General features: G+C 75.6%; 2 protein-coding genes. Both read left to right on the top strand.

Translation table 11 applies throughout. From position 1 onward, the window contains the following. Positions 1-59: 59 nt before the first annotated feature. On the top strand, positions 60-18,299 hold the full coding sequence (locus Sco07f_RS21035) for a non-ribosomal peptide synthetase (RefSeq protein WP_159106964.1): 18,240 nt from the start codon (positions 60-62) through the stop codon (positions 18,297-18,299). Continuing rightward, positions 18,296-21,616: an ACP S-malonyltransferase gene (gene fabD / locus Sco07f_RS21030; protein ID WP_108988770.1), complete on the top strand. Its 3,321-nt coding sequence runs from the start codon at positions 18,296-18,298 to the stop codon at positions 21,614-21,616. The genes Sco07f_RS21035 and fabD overlap by 4 nt, the downstream gene beginning before the upstream one ends. The last annotated feature ends 18 nt before the right edge of the window (positions 21,617-21,634 follow it).

Raw genomic sequence — 21,634 nt, 5'->3', positions numbered from 1 at the left:
CCCGGCGGCGACGCCCCGGCCCCCAGCGGCCGACCGAAGACCTGTGAGAGAGAGCAACTGTGGACGACAAGCGAAAGCTGCTGCTGGACCTGCTGGCCCGGGCCTCCGCCCCGGCCCCGGCGAGCGACGGCGTGGCGATCGTGGGCGTGGCCGGCCGCTACCCGCTGGCCGGGACCCCCGCCGAGCTGTGGGACAACCTGGCCGCGGGCCGGTCCGGCATCCGTGAGGTGCCCGCCGACCGCTGGGACGCCGACGCCCACCACGACCCGGCGGGAGTGCGCGGCAGCTACAGCAAATGGGCCGGATTCATCGACGACGTCGACAAGTTCGACCCGCTCTTCTTCCAGATATCGCCGGCCGACGCGGAGGCGATGGACCCGCAGGAACGGCTGTTCCTCCAGACCGCCGCGGCAGTCCTGGACGACGCCGGCCACCCGGCCGCCGACCTGGCCGCCCGGGGCCCGGTCGGCGTCTTCGCCGGCGTCATGAACAACAACTACGAGTGGATGGGCGGCGAGGCCACCGCCCTCGGCGTCCGCACCGACGCGCACTCCAACCACTGGTCGATCGCCAACCGGGTCTCGTACACCTTCGACTTCACCGGCCCGAGTCTCGCCGTCGACACCGCCTGCTCGGCTTCGCTCACCGCGATCCACCTGGCCTGCGAGAGCATCAGGTCGGGGGAGTGCCACAGCGCGATCGCCGGCGGCGTCAACCTGATCCTGCACCCGATGCACCTGCGCATGCTGGCCGACCGCGGGATGATCTCGCGCGGTGACCGGCTCAAGAGCTTCGGTGCGGACGCCGACGGGTTCGTCGACGGCGAGGGCGTGGGCGCCGTACTGCTGCGGCCCCTGAAGGACGCCGTCGCCGACGGCGACCGCGTCCTCGGTGTGATCCGCGGCTCCGCCATCAACGCGGGCGGCAAGACCGGCGGTTACACCGTGCCGAGCGCCGCCGCGCAGGCCGAGGTGATCCGCGCCGCCCTGCACCGCGCCCAGGCCGAGCCGTCCAGCGTCGGCTACGTGGAGGCCCACGGCACCGGCACCCCGCTCGGCGACCCCATCGAGATCGCCGGGCTCGTGGAGGCCTTCGGCGGGCGCGTCGACGCGGCCGAGCGGGCCGGGCGGCCCACGGTCGCGGTCGGCTCCGTCAAGTCCAACATCGGCCACCTGGAGTCGGCGGCCGGCGTCGCGGGCCTGACCAAGGTGCTGTTCCAGCTGCGCCACCGCACGCTGGTGCCCTCGCTGAACTCCGCCCGGCGCAATCCCGCCATCGACTTCGGCACCACACCCTTCGAGGTGCAGCAGACCCTGCGGCCCTGGGAGCCCGCCGGGGAGGACGGAGACCTGCCGCTGCGCGCGGTCGTCAGCTCCTTCGGCGGGGGCGGCGCCAACGCCTGCCTGGTCGTGGACGAGTACCGCACACCACCGGCCGAGCCCGTCGCCCCGGACGACCAGCTCCTCGTCCTGTCCGCCAAGAGCGAGGACCGGCTGCGCGCGTACGCCACCGAACTCGCCGCGTTCCTGCGCGCCACCGCGGGTGCGCAACCGGCGGGCGCCGGACGGGACGCCCTGGGCGACGCCCAGCGGCTGTGCCTGCGCCTGGCCGCGGAAACCGTCGGCGTGGCCGCGGAGGACCTCGACCTCGGCACCGACCTCGCCGACTGCGGCTTCGGCGTGCCCGAACGCGCCCGTCTGGAAGCGTCGCTGACGGTGGCGCTGGACGGCACCCTGCCCGCGACGGTGCCCACCGCACGGACGCTGGGCGCGATGGCGCAGGCGGTGGCCGGGGTGGTGGCCGGGGTGGAGGCCGGGGCCGACGGTGCCGCCGGGTCTGCCCGTGACGCGGTCGCGGGGACGGCGGGTGACGGTGTCCCGGGCGCCTCCCGACCGGCCGAGGGTCCGCTCCGCCTCGCCGACGTCGCCCACACCCTCCAGTCCGGCCGTACCCCGCACGAGTTCCGGCTGGCCCTGGCCGTCGGTTCGGTGGCCGACGCCGCCGCGCTGCTGGAGGCGTACGCCGAGGGCACGGCCGGCGCCGGGATCGCCACCGGCCGGGCCACCCGGGCACGGGTCGTCCTCACCGGCACCGAGGCCGACGCCCTGGAGGCCGCGCTGTCCCGGCGGGACCTGGTGGCGGTGGCCGAGCACTGGCTGGCCGGCGCCGACGTCGACTGGTCCCGGGTGACCCCCGCCGCGGCCCGCCGGACCGAGCTGCCGACGTACCCCTTCGCCCGCAAGCGCTACTGGATCCCCGAGCCCCCGGCCCGTACCGCCCTCGCACAGTCGGCCGGGCCCGACGACGCCGCCGCGGAGCAGCTCCCCGGCTTCTACCGGCCCTTGTGGGTGCGCGACGACGCACCCGCGCCCGGCCCCGCCCCGCGCCCGGGCCGCGTCGTCGCCCTGGTGACCGAGGCCTCCGCCTGGCTCGCCGAGGCGATCTCGGCCCGCATCCCCGAGAGCCGTCCGGAGCAGGTCCGCATCGACGAACTCCCCCCGTCCGCCTGGCTGGAGCGGACCGACGGAGCCGACCTGGTGCTCCACCTCGGCGGCGTCGGCACCGGCATCGCCGAGGGCCTGGGCGCCGACCTCGCCGCGGAGCAGCTGCGCACCGGCACCCTCTCCCTGTTCCACCTGGTCCGCTCGACCGGCGCCGCGCGCGTCGTCGTGGTCACCAGCGACGTCCACCCGGTCGCGGGCGGCACCGTCGCCAACCCCTTCGCCGCGGGCATGCACGGCCTGCTCCAGGTGGTCACCAGGGAACGCCCCGAACTCCGGGTCGCCGGGCTCGACTTCGCCTCGGCCGACCTCACGGACGAGGACGCGACCGCCGCCCTGGCCGACGCGATCCTCGCCGCGCCCACCGACGCCACCGGCCGCACCGTCGCCCTGCGCGGCGGCGCCCGCTACGTCCGCCGCCTCGGCCGCGTCGCCCTGCCCGCGCCCGGCCCCGTCTTCCGGGACGGCGGCGTCTACCTGCTCGTCGGCGGCACCGGCGGCATCGCCCAGGAACTCAGCCGACACCTCGCCGAGCGCCACCGGGCCCGGCTGGTGTGGTTCAGCCGAGGTGACCTGGGCCCCGAACAGCGCGCCGCCGCCGAGGAGATCCGCGCCCTCGGCGGCGACGTCGCCCACGTCCGCGGCGACGCCTGCGCCACCGCCGACCTCGCCGCCGCCGTCGCCGAGGCGCACCGCCGCTTCGGCGCCCTGCACGGGGTCGTGCACGCCGCGATGGTGTTCGACAACCACGCCCTGGCCGATCTCGACGAGGAGACCTTCACCGCCGCGACCCGCGTCAAGACCCGGGGCGCCGCCGCGCTCGCCGCCGCCGTCGACGGCCAGGACCTCGACTTCCTGGTCTACTTCTCCTCCGCCGGCTCCTTCGGCAGCTTCGCCGGCAACGGCGCCTACATCTGCGCCTCCGCCACCGAGGACGCCTACGCGCGGTTCCTGCGCGACCGGCTGCCGTATCCGGTGACCGTCGTCAACCAGGGCTACTGGGGCCCGGTCGGCTCCGGCGCCCAGCCCGGACTCGCCGACATCTTCGCCGGGCTCGGCATCAGCGGCTTCAGCCCCGCCGCGGGCATCGCCGCCGTCCACCGCATCCTCGGCAGCGGGCTGCCGCAGGTCATGCCGATCAGCGCCGGGCGCCGGGCCCTGGAGGCCATGGGCCACGACCCGGCCCTGGACGGCGAGGTCCTCGGCGGCGGCCACCCGGCCGCCCTGGCCGCCGCGGCCGGACACCTCGGCACCGGCACCGCCGCCGGCCCGGCCGCCCGCCGCGTCCTCACCGGGTACGAGGAGCTGGAGGCCGTCTCCGCGCCCATGCTGCTCGGCGTCTACCAGCGCATGGGAGCCTTCCGGCGCTCCGGCGAACGGCACGGCGCGGAGGAGCTGCGCGGCCGCCTCGGCATCCTCGACCGCTTCCGGCGGCTGCACGAGGCCCTGCTCAACATCCTGGCCGACGCCGGCTTCCTGACCCGCGACGGCGACCTGGTCGCCGCCGCCCCGGCGGTCGACGGCGTAGACGCGAACGCGCACGCGGACCGGTGGGAGGCGGAGTTCGACCGGATCGCGGCGGCCTACCCGGACATCGAGCCGACGGTCACCCTCAACCGCCTGTTCCTCCAGGCGTACCCGCGCATCCTGCGCGGCGAGGTGGGCGCCACCGAGATCATGTTCCCCGGCTCGTCGATGAAGCTGGTGCAGAACTTCTACAAGGGCAACCCGCTCACCGACTCGTTCAACCTCCTGGTCCACGACACGGTCCGCCACTTCCTGGATCTGCGCCTGCCGCGGCTGCCGCGGGGCCGCACGGTCGAGGTCGTGGAACTGGGCGCCGGCACCGGCGCCACCAGCGAGCGGGTGCTGCCCGCGCTGGCCGCGCACCCGGGGCGCGTCGGATACACCTTCACCGACATCTCGCCGCGCTTCCTGGAGCACGGCCGGGAACGCTTCGCCGAACGCTACGACTTCGCCCGTTTCCAGGTGCTCAACCTCGAACGCGGCCTGACGGAACAGGGGTTCGAGCCGGCCTGCGCCGACCTCGTCGTCGCCACCAACGTCGTGCACGCCACCAGCGACCTGCGGGCCACCCTGCGCAAGGCCAAGGCGCTGCTGCGCCCCGGAGGCTGGCTGGTCCTCAACGAACTGACCTCCGTACGACCGCTGCTGACCATCGGCGGCGGTGTCCTGGAAGGCTGGTGGGCCTTCGAGGACGGCGACCTGCGCATGCCCGACTCCCCGCTCGCCTCGCCGCAGGGCTGGACCCGGCTTCTGCACGAGGAGGGATACGCCCCGGTCCACGCGCTGGGCGCCGGCGACCCGGCGCTGGGCCAGACCGTCCTGGTGGCGGAGAGCGACGGGGTCCTGCCGACCGCGCCCGCGCCCACGGCAGGCCCGGCCACCCTCACCGCCTCCGCGCCCGTCTCCGCCTCCGCCTCCGCTCCCGCCCCGCTTCCCTCGGGTGCGACGGCCTCCACCGACGTCCTGACCGAGCGCCTGCGCGACCTCGTCGAGCGGGTGCTCAAGCTGGACGAGCGCATCGACCCCGGCCGCCCGCTGGCCGACTACGGCTTCGACTCGCTCAGCGGCATGAAGATCGTCGCCGCCGTGGACGAGGAGTTCGGTGTCGCCGTACCGCTCGGCGACTTCTTCGAGCAGCCGACCCTGCGCGAGCTGACGGCCCACCTGGCCGCCAACTGGCTCGCCGGGGCCGCGGCCGGGACCGCCCTGCCCGAGGCACCCGGGACTCCCGCCCCGACATCCACCGCACCCGTCCCGGCGCCCACCGCACCCGTCCCGGCCACCCTCCCGGCCGTCCCGCCCGCCGTCTCCCCGGTCTCCGAGGCCGCGGCCCGAGTCCTGCGCCCCCGCACCGGCGGCGAGGAGAGCCGCCACCCCCTGTCCGAGGGCCAGCGCGCCCTCTGGGTCATCGAACAGATCGCGCCCGGCACCTACGCCTACAACCTGCCCCTCGCCCTCTGGCTCGACCGCAGCCTCGACGTGCTCGCCCTGCGGGCCGTCCTCCAGGACCTCGTCGACCGGCACGCCGAGCTGCGGGCCACCGTCCACGCCGGTGACGAGGAGCCGTACGCCCGGATCGCGACCGAGCCCGAACTCCCCTTCCAGCAGGTCTTCCTGACCGCCAGGAGCGACGCCGAGCTGCGCGACCGGATGCGCGCCGACCTGCGCCGCCCCTTCGAGCTCGCCGCCGGCCCCCTCGTCCGCGCCACCCTCTACACCCTGGGCGACGGCCGCAACGCGCTGCTGCTGACCTTCCACCACCTGGTCTTCGACGGCGTCTCCATCGCCCTGCTCCTGCGCGAGCTGGAAAGCGGCTACCGCGCGCTCCTCGAAGGCCGTGACCTGTCCACCGAGCGCCCGGCCCGCGACTACGCCGACTTCACCGCCTGGCAGCGCGAGCTGCTCGCCGGGGCCGAGGGACGGCGGCTGCGCGCGTACTGGACCGAACGGCTGCGCGGGCGCAGGACCACCGTGCCGCTGCCGCTGGACCGGCCCCGCCCGGCCGTACCCGGCTTCCACGGTGCCAGCCTGGACGGGCACATCCCCGCCGAGGTCGCCGACCGGGCCCGCGCGCTCGCCGGCGCCGAGCAGACGTCCCTGTTCGGGGTCGTCCTCGCCGCCTGGTTCACGCTGCTGCACCGCTACGGCGACCAGGCCGACATCGCCGTGGGCACGCCGACGGCCGGACGCCCCGCGAGCGGCTTCGACGACACGTTCGGCTACTTCATGAACATGGTGGTGCTGGCCGAACACGTCGACGGCGCCGAGGAGTTCCGCGGGCTGGTCCGCCGCGTCCACCGCACCGTGCTGGACGCCCTGGAACACAGCGCGTACCCGCTGATCACCCTGGCCGACGACCTCCGCCGCGCGGACCCCGAGGCCGGCGCCCCCTTCAACGTCGCCTTCTACTTCCAGAACTGGACCCGCACCGCCCGCCGCGACGCGTCCGGCGACACCGTGGTGCTCGGCCCGGTCGAAGGGGTGCACCAGGAGGGCGAGTTCGACCTGACCCTGGAGGTCGTCGAGGAGGAGCGGGGGTGCCGCTACACGCTCAAGTACGACCCCGACCTCTTCGACGAGGAGACCGTGGCGCGCCTCGGCACCCACTTCGCCACCCTCCTCGCCGCCGCCGTCGAGGGCCCCGGCAGCCCGGTGGCCGACCTGGAGCTGCTCACGGAGGACGAGCGGGCCCGCGTCGCCCCGCCCGCCCCCGTCGACTACCCGGCCGACACCCTGGTCTGGGAACTGGTGCGACGGCAGGCCGACGCCCGGCCCGACGCGGTCGCGGTCCGCCACGCCGGCACCGAACTGACGTACCGCGCACTCGTCCGGCGCGTGGACGCCCTCGCCGCCCGGCTCGCCGCCGCCGGAGCGGGCCGCGGCCGGACCGTCGGGGTGCTGCTCCCGCGCGACCAGGACCTGCCGGTGGCGCTCCTCGCCGTCCAGGCCTCCGGCGCCGCCTACGTACCGCTCGACCCCGCCTACCCGCAGGACCGGCTCGCCTACATGGCCGAGGACGCCGGGCTGCACCTGCTGCTCACCCACTCCGCCTCGGACGTCGCCCTCGCGGCCGTGCCCCGGCTGGTCGTCGACACCACCGAGCAGCCGCCGGCCCTGCCCTCGCCCGGCCCGGCAGGCCCGTCCGACGCCGCGTACGTCATCTACACCTCGGGCTCCACGGGCCGTCCCAAGGGCGTCCGGGTGCCGCACCGGGCGCTGACCAACTTCCTGTGGTCGATGGCCCGCGAACCCGGCTTCGGGCCCGGCGACACCCTGCTGGCCCTCACCACCGTCTGCTTCGACATCTCCGGCCTGGAGCTGTACCTGCCGTTGGTCGCCGGCGGCACGGTGGAGGTGCTCGCCGCCGAGGACGCCCGCGACGGGCTGCGGCTGCGCGAGGCCCTCGAACGGGCCCGCCCCACGGTCGTGCAGGCCACCCCGGCCACCTGGAGCATGCTGCTGGCCGCCGGCTGGCAGGGCGACCCCGCGCTGAAGGTGCTGTGCGGCGGCGAGGCGCTGCCCGCCGACCTGGCCGAGGCCCTCCTCGCGGGCAACGGGCAGGTGTGGAACCTCTACGGTCCCACCGAGACCACCATCTGGTCGGCGGCGAGCCGCCTGGCTCCGGGCGGCCGGGTCACCCTGGGCGCCCCGATCGCCAACACGTCGCTGCACGTCCTCGACAGCGCGGGCAGGCCCGTCCCCACCGCCGTCGCCGGGGAGCTGTACATCGGCGGCGACGGCGTGGCAGACGGCTACCTCGGCCGCCCCGACCTGACGACCCGGCGTTTCCTGCCCGACCCGTTCGCCGCGCGCGCCGAGGCCCGCATGTACCGCACGGGCGACCTCGTACGACGGCTCGCCGACGGCACGATCGAGTACCTCGGCCGGCTCGACTCCCAGGTCAAGGTGCGCGGCTACCGGGTCGAGCTGGAGGAGATCGAGGCGACCCTGCGCCGGCTCGACGGCGTCCGCGAGGCCGTCGTCGTGGCCCGTGGACAGGCGGCCGGCTCGCACACCCTGCTCGCCTGCTACGTCCTCGAGGACGGCGCGGCCGAGCCGGACCGCGACCGGCTGGCGGCCTGGCTGCCCGACCACATGGTGCCCGACGCCCTGGTCCGGGTGACCGGCTTCCCGCGCACCCTGAACGGGAAGACCGACCGCACCGCACTGGCCGCGCTGCCCCTGGCCGACCTGCGCGCCCGCGTCGGTGCCGGGTCCCCGCCCGCGGTCCACTCCGGCGCCTCGGCAGGCTCCGCCGACGGCCGCACGCAGGCCCTCGTCGCCGAGCTGGCGCGCATGGTCGCCGCCCTGGTGGACGCGCGCCCCGAGGACATCGGCGCGCACACGCCGCTCGGCGAGGCCGGCATGAACTCCGTCGGATTCACCGCGCTCAGCGCCGAGCTGCGCAAGGCGTACGGCATCACCGAGTACCCCACCCTCTTCTACCGCCGCGGCACCCTGCACGCGCTCGCCGAGCACCTGTGGGAGCAGCACGCGACCACGCTGGCGGCCCACTTCGGCACGGCCCCGCGGACACCCGCCACCGAACTCGACGCCACGGCCGAGCCGTCGACGGCCCCCACCGGGTCCGGGACGTCCGGGGCCCCTGCCGGGACCGGCACCCCGGTGGCCCCCGCCGACCGCGAGGTCGCCGTCATCGGCATGGCCGGGCGACTGCCCGGATCCATGGACCTCGGGGAGTTCTGGGACCACCTCGCCGCCGGCGACGACCTGGTCGGCGAGATCCCCGCCGACCGCTGGGACTGGCGCGACCACCCGCGCTCGCGCTCCCGCTGGGGCGGCTTCGCCCCGGACGTGGACCGGTTCGACGCCGCGTTCTTCGGCATCTCGCCCCGAGAGGCCGAACTGATGGACCCGCAGCAGCGGTTGCTGCTCGAAACCGTCTGGCAGGCCGTCGAGGACGCCGGGTACCGCCCCTCCGAGCTGGCCGGGAAGCGGGTCGGCGTGTTCATCGCCGTCACCAACTCCGACTACCACGAGGTGCAGCGGGCCGCCGGACGCGCCACCGAGGGCCACACCCTCACCGGCGCCGCCCTGTCGATCGTCCCGAACCGGGTGTCGTACCTGCTCGACCTGCGCGGTCCCAGCATCGCCGTCGACACCGCCTGCTCCGGCTCCCTCACCGCCGTCCACCAGGCCTGCGCCGCCCTGCGCGACGGCACCTGCGACCTGGCCATCGCGGGCGGCGTCAGCCTCATCCTGGACCCGGGCGTCTACGAGGCGCTCAGCCAGGGCGAGATGCTCAGTCCCGACGGCCGCTGCAAGGCCTTCGACAGCCGCGCCGACGGCTACGTGCGCGGCGAGGGCGCGGGCGTCGTCCTGCTCAAGCCGCACGAGCGTGCCGAACGCGACGGCGACGCCGTACACGCCGTGATCAAGTCCGTCGCCCTCAACCACGGCGGCCGGACCACCTCGCTCACCGCCCCCGACCCCGACGCCCAGGCCGACCTGCTGGTCGAGGCGTACCGGGCGGCCGGCGTCCACCCCGACACCGTCGGCTACATCGAGGCGCACGGCACCGGCACCGCCCTGGGCGACCCGATCGAGACCACCGGTCTGAGCACCGCCTTCCGGCGGCTGCGGGACGGGCAGGACGCGCCCGGCGGGACCGCCCCGTGCGCCATCGGCTCGGTCAAGACGAACATCGGCCACCTGGAGGCCGCCGCGGGTGTCGCCGGACTCTTCAAGGCGGTCCTGTCGATGCGGCACGGCACCATCCCGGCCAGCCTGCACTTCCGCGAGCAGAACCCCTATCTGGAACTCGACGGCGGCCCCTTCGAGGTCGCCGGAACCGCCCGGCCCTGGCCGCGCCCCCGGGACGCGCACGGAACCGAACTGCCTCGCCGGGGCGGCGTCAGCTCCTTCGGCTTCGGCGGGGCGGGCGCGCACATCGTGTTGGAGGAACCCCGCATGCCGGACAACCGCGACGAGCCCGCGGCCCAGCAGGTCTTCGTGCTCTCGGCCCGCGACGGCGACGCGCTCCGGCGCTCGGCCGCCCGCCTCGCCGACCACCTCGGACGCCAGGACGTCCCGGCCGGGGACCTCGCCCACACCCTGCAGACGGGCCGGGAGCCGATGCCGCACCGGCTCGCCGTCGTCGCCGACGGCACCGCGGCCCTGCGCGCCGAACTCACCGCGCACCTGGCCGGGCGCCCCTCCGCCGTGCGCACCGCCCAGGTGTCGGCCCCTCCGGCGGGCGACCCCGTCTCCCCGGACCGGCACGACCTCGACGCCCTGGCCGCCGCCTGGCTGCACGGCGCCGACGTCGACTGGCGGACCCTGCACGCGGGCACCGTCCGGCGCCGCGTCCACCTGCCCGCCTACCCGTTCGCCGGGCCCCGGCACTGGGTCGCCCCCGGCGAGCGCCCCGCGGAGCCGGGCCCCCGTCTGCACCCCACCCTCCTGGATGCCAACGTCTCCACCTTCGGCGAGCAGCGGTTCACCAAGACGCTGACGGGTGAGGAGTTCTTCCTGCGCGACCACGTCGTCGGCGGCGACCTGGTGCTGCCCGGCGTCGCCCACCTGGAGATGGGCCGCCTGTCGGGCGAACTCGCCGCCGGGGGAGCCCCGGTGCGCGGCGTCGACGACCTCGTGTGGGCGGCGCCGGTCCGGCTCGCCTCCGGCCACACCGGGCACCCGCTGCTGGTCCGCGTCACCGGCGACCGCTCCCGCGCCGCCTTCGAGGTGCGCGGCACCGCCGAGGACGCGCCGGTGCACGCCGGCGGCACCCTGCGCTTCGACGACCCCGGCCCCCGGCCCGCGCCCGTCGACCCGGCGGACGTACGCGCCCGCTGCACCCGCGTCGAGGCGGGCACCGACTGCTACGACGGCTTCGTACGGCTCGGCTTCGCGTACGGTCCCGCCTTCCGGGTGATCGAGGAGATCGCCCAGGGCCCCGGCGAAGCACTGGCGACGCTGCGCCTGCCGGAACCGCAGCGCGCGGACGCCGGCGCCTACGCCTTCCACCCGTCGCTGCTGGACGCCGCCCTGCAGACCGCGGGCCGGCTCGTCCCGGGCGCTGGGGACCCGGCGGGCCCCGCACCGTACCTGCCGTTCTCCCTGGGCTCGGCCCGGCTGCACGCCCCCCTGCCCGAGCGGGGTTACGCGTACGCCACGCCGGCCCGGCGCCCCGCCCCGGCGGGCTCCCTCGCCTTCGACGTCGCCCTGCTCGACGAGAACGGTCAGGTGGCCGCCACGCTGGAGTCCTTCACCCTGAGGGCGGTGCGCCCGACGGACGCCACGCGAGCGGCGGACACCGCCTCCGCGCACGGGACGGGGACCGTGCCCGCCGCCGACGTCGTCCACGCCTTCGAGCCCGTCTGGACGGCCGCGCCCGCTCCGCACGGTCAACTCCCGGCGGCCGCACGGGTCCTGCTGCTGGACCCCGACTCCGCCGACGCCGCCGACGTGGCCGCCGCCCTCACGGCGGCGGGCGCCGATGTCCGCCGTGTCCCGCTCGGCAGCAGCGACAGCGACAGCGACAGCGACAGTGACAGCGGTGGCGGCAGCGGCAGCGGCTTCGACGCCGAGGCCGCCGTGCGCGCCGCCGGAGCCGGCCCCGTCCACGTCGTCCACCTGGCCGGAGGCGACCGCACCGCCCGCGACTCCGTGGAACACGGCTTCCACGCGGCCCTGGCCCTCCTGCGGGCCTGGCAGCGCGAACGCCGTGACGCGCTGCGCTACCTGTACGTCCACCCCGAGCCGGCCCCGTCGCCCGCCCAGCCGGCGATGGCCGCCTTCGCGCGCACCGTGCGCCTGGAGCAGCCGTCGGTCGCCCTCGGCGTGCTGGCCGTCGCTCCGGGCCGCCCGCTCGCCGAGGCCGTCGTCGCCGAACTCGGCACGGACGGCGGCCCCCAGGTGCGCGAGGACACGGCGGGCCGGGCCCGCCCGGCCTGGCGGGGAGTGAGCCTCCCGCCCGCGCCGGGCACCGCGTTCACCGGTGCCGGCGCGCACATCGTCACCGGCGGCACCGGCGCCCTGGGCCTCCTCGTCGCCGAGCACATCGCCGCCGCGCGGCGGGCCGCCGGTGTCACCGGCGGCGGCATCGTGCTCGCCGCGCGCACCGCCCCCGGCCCCGGGACCCGGGCCCGCGTGGACGCCCTCGGCGCCCGGGTGGTGCTCGCCGACGTCACCGACCCGGCCGCCGTACGCGACCTGGTGGCCGAGGCCCGCCGGACGCACGGCTCGGTCTCCGGAGTCGTGCACGCGGCCGGCGTCCTGCGGGACGGCCTCATACGCACCAAGCAGCGTGCGGACGCGGACGCCGTCCTCGCCGCGAAGGTGCACGGCACCGTACTGCTCGACGAGGCGACGGCGGACGAACCGCTGGACTACTTCGTCACGTTCTCCTCGGCGGCCGCGGCCTTCGGCAACGCCGGTCAGAGCGACTACGCCTTCGCCAACGCCTTCCTCGACCACTTCGCCGAGGAGCGCGAGCGGCGTCGCCGGGAAGGCGCCCGGCACGGCAGGACCCTCGCGGCCGCCTGGCCCGTGTGGGCCGAGGGCGGGATGCGCGTCGACGCCGACGCCGAGGCCTACATGGAGCGTGCGCTCGGCCTGCGCCCGCTGCGCACCGCCCCCGCCCTGACGGCCCTGGACCGTGCCCTCGCCCACACCGCGCCCCGCCTGCTCCTGGCCGCCGGCGACCCCGACCGCATCCTCCAGGCCCTCGAAGGCGCCGAGCCGCACAAGGACGCGTCCGCCGCCGCGCCCGGATCGCACGAGCGCGCGGAGGAACTGGTCCTGAGGCTGCTCGCCGAGGAGCTGAAACTGCCCGAGGCGGAGATCGCCGTCGCCGAGCCCTTCGACCGGTACGGCGTGGACTCGCTCATCACCATGAGTCTCATCCGCCGCCTGGAGGAACACGTCGGCCCGCTGTCGAAGACCCTGCTCTTCGAGTACGTGACCGTCCGCGACCTCGCCGGCCACCTGGCCGGGGCCCACCCCGGCGCGTTCCCGGCCACCGCCCCCGAAACCACCGCTGCCGAAACCCCTGCCCCCGAAACCCCTGCCCGCGAGACCACCGCCCCCGCGGCGACGGTGCGTCCGACGCAGCCGGCCGAGCAGGCCGCGCCCGCCGCACCCGCTCAGCGGGACGACGCCATCGCCATCATCGGCGTCGCGGGCCGCTACCCCCAGGCCGACGACGTCACCGAGTACTGGCGCAACCTGCGCGCCGGCCGGGACAGCGTCGAGGAGATCCCCGCCGACCGCTGGGACCACGGCCGGTTCTACGACCCGGACAAGTCCGCCACGGGCAAGACCTACGGCAAATGGGGCGGCTTCGTACCCGGCGCCGACCGCTTCGACCCGCTGTTCTTCCGGATGTCGCAGATCGAGGCGGAGCACACCGACCCGCAGGAGCGGGTGTTCCTGGAGACCGTCTGGCACCTGATGGAGGACGCCGGATACACCCGCGAGCAACTGCGCGGCGCCCGCACCGGCGTGTTCGTCGGCATGATGTACGGCCACTACCAGCTGTACGGCGTCCAGGAGGCGCTGCACGGCGAGGGCTTCGCGACCTCCTCGTCGTACGCCTCGGTGGCCAACAGGGTGTCGTACTTCTTCGACTTCACCGGACCCAGCGTCGGCCTGGACACCATGTGCTCCTCGTCGCTGGTCACCATCCACCAGGCCTGCCTCGCCATCCGCAACGGCGACTGCGACGTCGCCGTGGCCGGCGGGGTCAACATCTCCAGCCACCCGGTCAAGTTCCTCCAGCTCGCCCAGCGCGGCTTCCTCGCCGAGGACGGGCGCTGCCGCAGCTTCGGCGAGGGCGGCACCGGGTACGTGCCCGCCGAGGGCTCGGGCGCCGTCCTGCTCAAGCGCCTGGACGCGGCCCTCGCCGACGGCGACCGGATCCTCGCCGTGGTGAAGGCGTCCGCCGTCAACCACGGCGGCGCGGGCGCCGGTTACAGCGTCCCCAACCCCAAGGCCCAGGGCGAGCTGGTGCGCACGGCGCTGGAGCGGGGCGGGCTCGCGCCCGCCGACCTCGACTACCTGGAGGCGCACGGCACCGGCACGGCGCTCGGCGACCCGGTGGAGATCACCGGCATGCTGCGGGCCTTCGGCGAGGAGCCGCCCGAGCGGCTGCCGATCGGCTCGGTCAAGTCCAACATCGGGCACGCCGAGTCGGCGGCCGGCATCGCCGCGATCACCAAGGTGCTGCTCCAGATGCGGCACGGCGAGCTGGTGCCGTCCCTGCACGCGGACCGGCTCAATCCGAACATCGACTTCACGGCGACCCCGTTCGAGGTCCAGCGCGAGCGGGCGCCCTGGCCCCGCCGCGTCCTGGCGGACGGCCGGGTCCGGCCGAGGACGGCGGGCGTGAGCTCCTTCGGCGCGGGCGGCACGAACGCCCACATCATCCTCCAGGAGTACGTCGGCGACGGCGCCGTTGCCGACGCCGGCCCGGCAGGTCCCCAACTGGCGGTGCTCTCCGCGCGGGACGCCGGCCGGCTCACCGCGCAGGCCCGGCGGCTCGCCGGCCACCTGCGCGCCGGGGACGACACCGCCGTGACCCCCGCGCAGGTCGCCTGGACCCTGCAGACGGGCCGGGAGGCGATGGCCCACCGGCTGGCCGTGCTCTTCCACGACCTGCCCGAACTGTGCGCCCGCCTGGACGAGTTCGCGGCAGGCGACACCCCGGACGGCAGCTGGACCGGCGTGGTCGACCCGCGCCGGCCCGCCGCGGGCGAGCCGCTCCCCGCCGAACCCGCCGCGTACGGCACCGCCTGGACCGGCGGCCAGCAGGTCGACTGGCCCGCCCTGCACCCCGGAGGCCGGCCCGCCCGGGTGGCGCTGCCCGGCTACCCCTTCGAGGGCGACCGGGTCTGGCTGGCCGCGGCCGACGCCGAACTGACCGCCCTCGGTGCCGGACGCGACGCGCACGGTGTCGGACGCGACGCGCTCGGTGGCGGCCGGGGTGGGCACGGCGCCGACCTCGACGCGCCCGACGCGGGCCACGGCGCCCGCGGCGACCGGCACGACCCCGAGGGACTGCTGTTGACCCGGCAGTGGCGCCCCGCCCCGGCCGGGCCCCGTTCGGCCCCGCCCGCCCTGACCGCCGTACTCGCCGCACCCGGTACCGAGGCGCTGGCCGCCCGGCTCGCGGCGGTGCTGCCGGCCGCCGAGGTGCTCACCGCCGACCGGATCGACGCCGAACTCACCGACGCCGGGACCCGCTGGGACCGCTTCGACGCCGTCGTCGACCTGGCCGGCTGCACCGGACCCGTGCTGCCGCCGCCGCACACCGCACTGCCCTCCTGGCTGCGCTGGCTCCAGCACCTGGTCGACCTCGGCCGCCGCGACCTGCGCGCCCTGCTCGTCTCGCGCGGCGCGCCCGCCCTCGGCGGAGCGGCCCGGGTGGGTCTGTACCGGATGCTTCAGAGCGAGTACCGCCACGTCCGCTCCCGCCACGTGGAGACCGACGGCGCAGCGACCGACGAGCAGCTGTGCCGCTGGATCACCGAGGAGCTGTCCGCCGACGGCGAGCCCGCCGAGGTCGCCTACCGCGGGGGAGTGCGCCACCTGGCGACGCTCGCCGAGCCCCCGCGGGCAGAGCGCGCCGGGCTCGGCTTCCCGGCGGACCACGTGCTGTGGGTGACCGGTGGCACGCGCGGCCTCGGGCTGCTCACCGCACGCCACTTCGTCTCCCGGTACGGCGTGCGCAAGCTGGTCCTCACCGGCCGCGAGGAGCTGCCGCCGCGCGCGGACTGGGCCGCGCACATCGCCGAGGACGGCCCGCTGGGCCGCAAGCTGCGCCCGCTGGCCGAACTGGCCGCCCAGGGCGTCGAACTCGAAGCCGTCGCGGTCCCTCTGGACGAGAAGGAGGCGCTCGCCAAGGTCCTCGCCGACGTCAGGCTGCGGCTGGGCCCGGTCGGCGGCGTGATCCACAGCGCGGGCTTCACCGACTTCGAGAACCCGGCGTTCGTCCGCAAGCCGCAGACCGGCGTCGCCCGTGTCCTCGCGCCGAAGGTGTTCGGCCTGGACGCCCTGCTGGAGTGCTTCCGGGACGAGCCGCTCGGTCTGTTCGTGCTGTACTCGTCGGTCGCCGCCGCCGTTCCCGCCCTCGCGGTCGGCCAGAGCGACTATGCGATGGCCAACGCCTACCTGGACGCGGTGGCCGAGGCACGCCCGTACGGTCTGCCGCTGCTCAGCGTGCAGTGGCCGAGCTGGAAGGACACCGGTATGGGGGAGGCCCGCAGCGCCGCCTACCAGGCATCCGGCCTCGCCTCGCTCACCGACGCGCAGGGGCTGGCCCTGCTCGACCGGGCACTGGAGAGCGGCGCCCGCGTCGTGATGCCCGTACTGGCGCGCCCCGGCGCCGAGTTCAGTGCCGAACGCCTGACGGCCCGGCGCCTGGACGCCGCGCCCGCCGCACCGGCCGCCGCGCCCGCCGCACCGTCCGCGGCAGCGGCCGCCGCGCCACGGTCAGCGGTCGGTGCGGGCGCGGACGTGCGCGCCGCCGTCGAGGCGGTGGCCTCCTGGCTGCTCGACCGGCTCGCCGCGGAACTGCGCTTCGACCGTGCCAAGCTGGCCGGGGACGTCCCGGTCCATGACTACGGCATGGACTCGATCATGGTCTCCCAGCTCGTCCAGACCGTGGCCCAGCGCCTGGACGTCTCGGTCGACCCGTCGGCCCTGCTGGAACACCCGACGGTGGACGGCTTCGCCTCGTATCTCGGTGAGGAGCACCGGACGGAGCTGCTCGCGCAATTCGGCGACACGGAGACCGGCGACACGGAGACCGGCGGCACGGCCCCCGAGGCGCGGACAGGTGCCGAGGTACCGCCGGTGACCGCGGCCCCGGCACCCGTCTGGGCCTTCGACGCCCCCTCCACCGCCCCCGCCCCCGCCCCCGCGTCCGCGTCCGCCCCGCGAGCCGGCGACGTGGCCGTGGTCGGCCTCTCCTGCCGCTTCCCCGACGCCGACTCCGCCGACGCCTACTGGGAGCTGCTGCGGGACGGCCGTAGCGCGCTGCGTCCTCTCCCGGACTCCCGCTTCGGCCGCTCCCTCGGCTACCACGCCGGACTGCTGCCGGAGGTGCTGCGGTTCGCGCCCGAGCGGTTCCTGCTGTCCGAGGCGGACGTCAAGGCGATGGACCCGCAGGCGCTGCTCCTGCTGGAGGAGGTCGACAGGGCGGTGCACCACGCCGGTTACCACCCGGCGGACCTCAAGGGCCGCAGGGTCGGCGTGTACGTCGGCGGCCGGGCCACCCACACCCCCGACCCGGCGGCCCTGGAGCTGGCCAAGAACCCGGTCGTGGTCACCGGCCAGAACTACCTCGCGGCCAACATCTCCCAGTTCTTCGACTTCCAGGGCCCGAGCCTGGTGGTGGACACCGCCTGCTCCTCCGCCCTGGTGGCGATGGAGACGGCCGTCCAGGCCCTGCGCGCGAGTACCGTCGAGTCGGCCGTCGTCGCCGGTGTGAGCCTGCTCGCGGACGACCGTGCGCACCGGGTGTTCGGGCAGCGCGGGCTGCTCAACCCCGGCCCGGAGTTCCACGCGTTCGACGGCCGGGCGGCCGGCCTGGTCCTCGGCGAGGGCGTCGGCGTCGTCGTCCTCAAGCCGCTGGACCGGGCCCAGGCGGACGGCGACCGGGTGCTCGCCGTACTGGAGGGCATCGCGGTCAACAACGACGGCCGCACCGCCGGACCCGCCACCCCCAACCTGAGGGCGCAGAAGGACGTGATGGCCGAGGCGCTGGCGCTCAGCGGCCGCGCGCCGCGCGACGTCGGCTGGGTGGAGACCAACGCCTCCGGCTCGACCGTCACCGACCTGCTCGAACTGAAGGCGATCGAGGGCGTCTACGGCGCCGGCCCGGACCGTTCCACGCCGCTCGCGCTCGGATCGGTGAAGCCGAACATCGGTCATCCGCTGGCCGCGGAGGGCATCGCCGCGTTCATCAAGGTCGCCCTGATGCTCCACCACCGGCAGCAGGTCCCGTTCCGTTCCGGACAGCAGCCCCTGCCGCACTTCGACCTGGACGCCTCCGCGATGTACTTCCCGAGAGAGCCCCACCCGTGGTCCGCGGGCGCGGACCGGGCCGCGCTCAACTGCTTCGCCGACGGCGGCACCAACGCCCACCTGCTGCTCGCCCCGGCCCCGGCGGACCACCACCCCGCCCGGTCGGCGCTGCCGCAGCCCTCGTCGGAGCACACGGTCGTCATCCGGGGCACCGCCTCCGAGGCGCCCGGCGCACCCGCACCGTCGGCGGCGGCCGACCTGTTCTGGGACACGTACCGATGACCGCGGCCAACGGGACGCTCCCCGCGACCGAGGCGCCCACGGGGCGCCTGCCCGTGGTCTTCATGTTCTCCGGGCAGGGCTCGCAGTACTACCGCATGGGCCAGGAGCTCCACGAGTCCGACGAGGTGTTCCGCACGGCCCTGCTGCGGTACGACGCCGTCGCCGCCGGGCTGCTGGGGGAGTCGGTCCTGGCCCGGATCCTCGACCCGGAGCGGCGCAAGAACGAGCCCTTCGTCGACACACGGCTCACCCACCCGGCGATCGTCATGATCGAACTCGCGCTGGCCGAGACCCTGCGCGCGAAGGGCATCGAGCCGGACTACCTGCTCGGCTCCAGCCTCGGCGAGTACGCGGCCGCGGTCGTCTCCGGCAGCATCGACGCCGAGACGTGCCTGCGGCTGCTGGTCCGGCAGGCGGACGGCCTGCACGCGGGCCCGCGCGGCGGGATGCTCGCGGTCATCACCCGCCCGGACGGCCGCGACCGGCTCCCCGCGCTGCCCGGCTGCGAGGTCGCCGCCCGCAACTACCCCGGTCACATCGTGGTCGCGGGCGCCGACGCGGACCTGGACCGGGCCGAGGCCACCCTGCGCGCGGCCGACGTGCTGCACCAGCGGGTGCCGGTCGAGTACGCCTACCACTCCAGCCTGATGGACGGCGTCCTCGCCGAGTGCCGGGCCGCCTTCGACGGGGTGACCTTCGCCCCACCGCGCATCCCCTGGGTGTCGTGCGTGGACGGACGGCTCGTCGAGCGGCCCGGCGCCGGCCACTTCTGGCAGGTCGCCCGCAGACCCATCGAGTTCGAGCGGGCCATGGCCGCGATGCGGGCCCGCGGCGACTTCCTCTACCTCGACCTGGGCCCCTCGGGCACCCTGCACAACTTCGTCCGCGGCAATCTCCCGGCGGGCGACCGCTCCCGTTCGCTGCCGCTGCTCAGCCCGTTCGGCCACGACCCACGGTCCCTGGAACGGGCCCGGGCACTGGCGGCACCGGCATCGTCCCCCTCCACCACCGCGGTCACACCTACACGTCCGACTCCGGTGACAGCGAAGACGGCAAGGAAGGCACACGGCATGAAGGTCTACGGTTTCCCAGGTCAGGGGTCCCAGCAGCGGGGGATGGGCAAGGAGCTGTTCACCAGGTACCCGCGGGAGACCGCGATCGCCGACCGCGTGCTCGGCTACTCGATCGAGGAACTCTGCGTCCACGACCCGGAGCGCCGCCTGGGCCGTACCGAGTACACCCAGCCGGCGCTCTACGTCGTCAGCGCCCTGACCCACCTCGACCGGCTCGCCGAGGACGCCGAGCCGGCCGACTACCTGATCGGCCACAGCCTGGGCGAGTACGCCGCCCTGTTCGCCGCCGGCGTCTTCGACTTCGAGACCGGGCTGCGGTTGGTGCAGCGGCGCGGCGCCCTGATGGCGGAGGCCGGCGGTGGCGGGATGGCCGCGGTGGTCGGCTGCGACGAGGCGACCGTGCTGCGGGTCCTCGCCGACTCCGGCATCGACGAGCTCGACCTGGCCAACTACAACGCGCCCGACCAGTTCGTCCTGTCCGGTCCGGCCGAGCGCGTCGACGCCGCCCGCGACGCCTTCGAGTCGGCCGGTGTCCGCGCGGTCCGGCTCAACGTCAGCGCACCCTTCCACTCCCGCCACATGCGTGACACCGCCACGGAGTTCGCCCGCTTCCTGGACGGCTTCACCCTGCGCGACCCGGCCGTCCCGGTGCTGGCCAACGTGGACGCGCAGCCGTACGCCCCCGGCACCGTCAAGGCGACCCTGACCGCGCAGATCGCCTCCCCGGTCCGCTGGACCGACACGGTGCGCCGGCTGATGGGCCACGGCGACTTCGAGTTCGTCGAGCTGGGCCCGGGCCGGGTCCTGACCAATCTGGTCGCCAAGATCAGGAAGAACGCGGAGCCGCTGCCCGCGCCGGTGGTGGAGGAGCGGCCCGTCGAGCCGCTGCCCGCGCCGGTGGTGGAGGAGCGGTCCGGAGAGCCACTGGCCGCACCCCGGCCGCCGTCCGCCGCACAGCCCGTGTCCTCTGCCGCCCCGACGGCCGACTCCCTCGGCGCCGCGACCTTCCGCGAGCGGTACGGCCTGCGGCGCGCGTACCTGCTGGGCGCCCTGTACGGCGGCATCTCCGGCCGCGAGATGCTGGGCGCGGCGGCCAAGGCCGGGCTGCTCGGCTTCCTGGGGACCGGTGGCCTGCCCCTCGACGAGGTGGACGACAGGCTGCGCGACCTGGCCGGGGAGCTGGGCCTGGGCGGCTCCTTCGGCGTCAACCTGCTGTACCGGCACGGAGCCCCCGAGGAGGAGTCGGCCCTGGTGGACCTGCTCCTGCGGCACGGCCTCGACCTGGTCGAGGCGTCCGGCTTCCCGCTGATCACTCCCGCGCTGGTCCGCTTCCGCCTCAAGGGCGGCCGGATCATCGCCAAGGTGTCCCGCACGGACGTGGCCGCCGAGTTCCTCGCCCCGCCGCCGGAGCGGCTGGTGGCCCGGCTGCTGGAGGCGGGCGAGGTCACCGCGGAGGAGGCCCGCGCCGCGGCCGGCCGGCCGATGGCGGACGACCTGTGTGTGGAGGCCGACGGCGGCTGGCTGAGCGGCACGGCCGATCTGCTCACCCTGCTGCCCGCCGTGCTGCGGCTGCGCGACACGACCGCGACGGGCGGCCACCGGGTGCACGTGGGGTGCGCGGGCGGCATCGGCACGCCCGAGGCGGCCGGGGCCGCGTTCCTGCTCGGCGCCGAATTCGTCCTGACCGGCTCGGTCAACCAGTGCTCCGTGGAAGCCGCCACCAGCGCGGAGGTGAAGGACATCATCCAGGAGGCCCGCGAGTACGACGTGGACACCGCGCCCTGGGCCGAGCTGTTCGACCTCGGCGTCCAGGCCCGCTACCTCAAGCGGGGGCTGTTCTTCCCGGCCCGCGCGTCGCGGCTGCACGAGCTGTGGCGCCGGCACGGTTCGCTCGCCGAACTGGACGACGAGACCAGGACCCAGGTCCTCGACCGGTACCTGGGTGGCGAGGCTCCCGCCCCCGCAGCGGCGGGCAGCACGCCCGAGCAGCAGCTGGCGGCCGTGTTCCGCGGCTACTTCACGCGCGGATTCCGCCTCGCCGTGAGCGGTGACCAGCGGTCCCGGGTGGACTACCTGGTGCACTGCGGCCCCGCGATGGGCGCCTTCAACCAGGTGGTCGCGGACACCGGGCTGCACCCGTGGCGAGCCCGCACGGTGGAGGCGATCGCCGACACCCTGATGGACGGCGCGGCCGACCACCTCTCCGCCCGCCTGCGCGGCTTCGGCCGAGCGCAGAACGGGTGACCGTCTGCGCCGCTTGTC

Origin of the sequence: Streptomyces coelicoflavus (assembly GCF_003112555.1) — a bacterium.
GTDB classification, from domain to species: Bacteria; Actinomycetota; Actinomycetes; order Streptomycetales; family Streptomycetaceae; genus Streptomyces; species Streptomyces coelicoflavus.
The sequence above is the reverse complement of the archived record's forward strand: the minus strand, read 5'-3'. Positions and strand labels throughout refer to the sequence as shown.

Coding starts and splice junctions, on each gene's coding strand:
- fabD (WP_108988770.1), top strand. CDS start 18,296: ATGACCGCGGCCAACGGGACGCTCCCCGCGACCGAGGCGCCCACGGGG.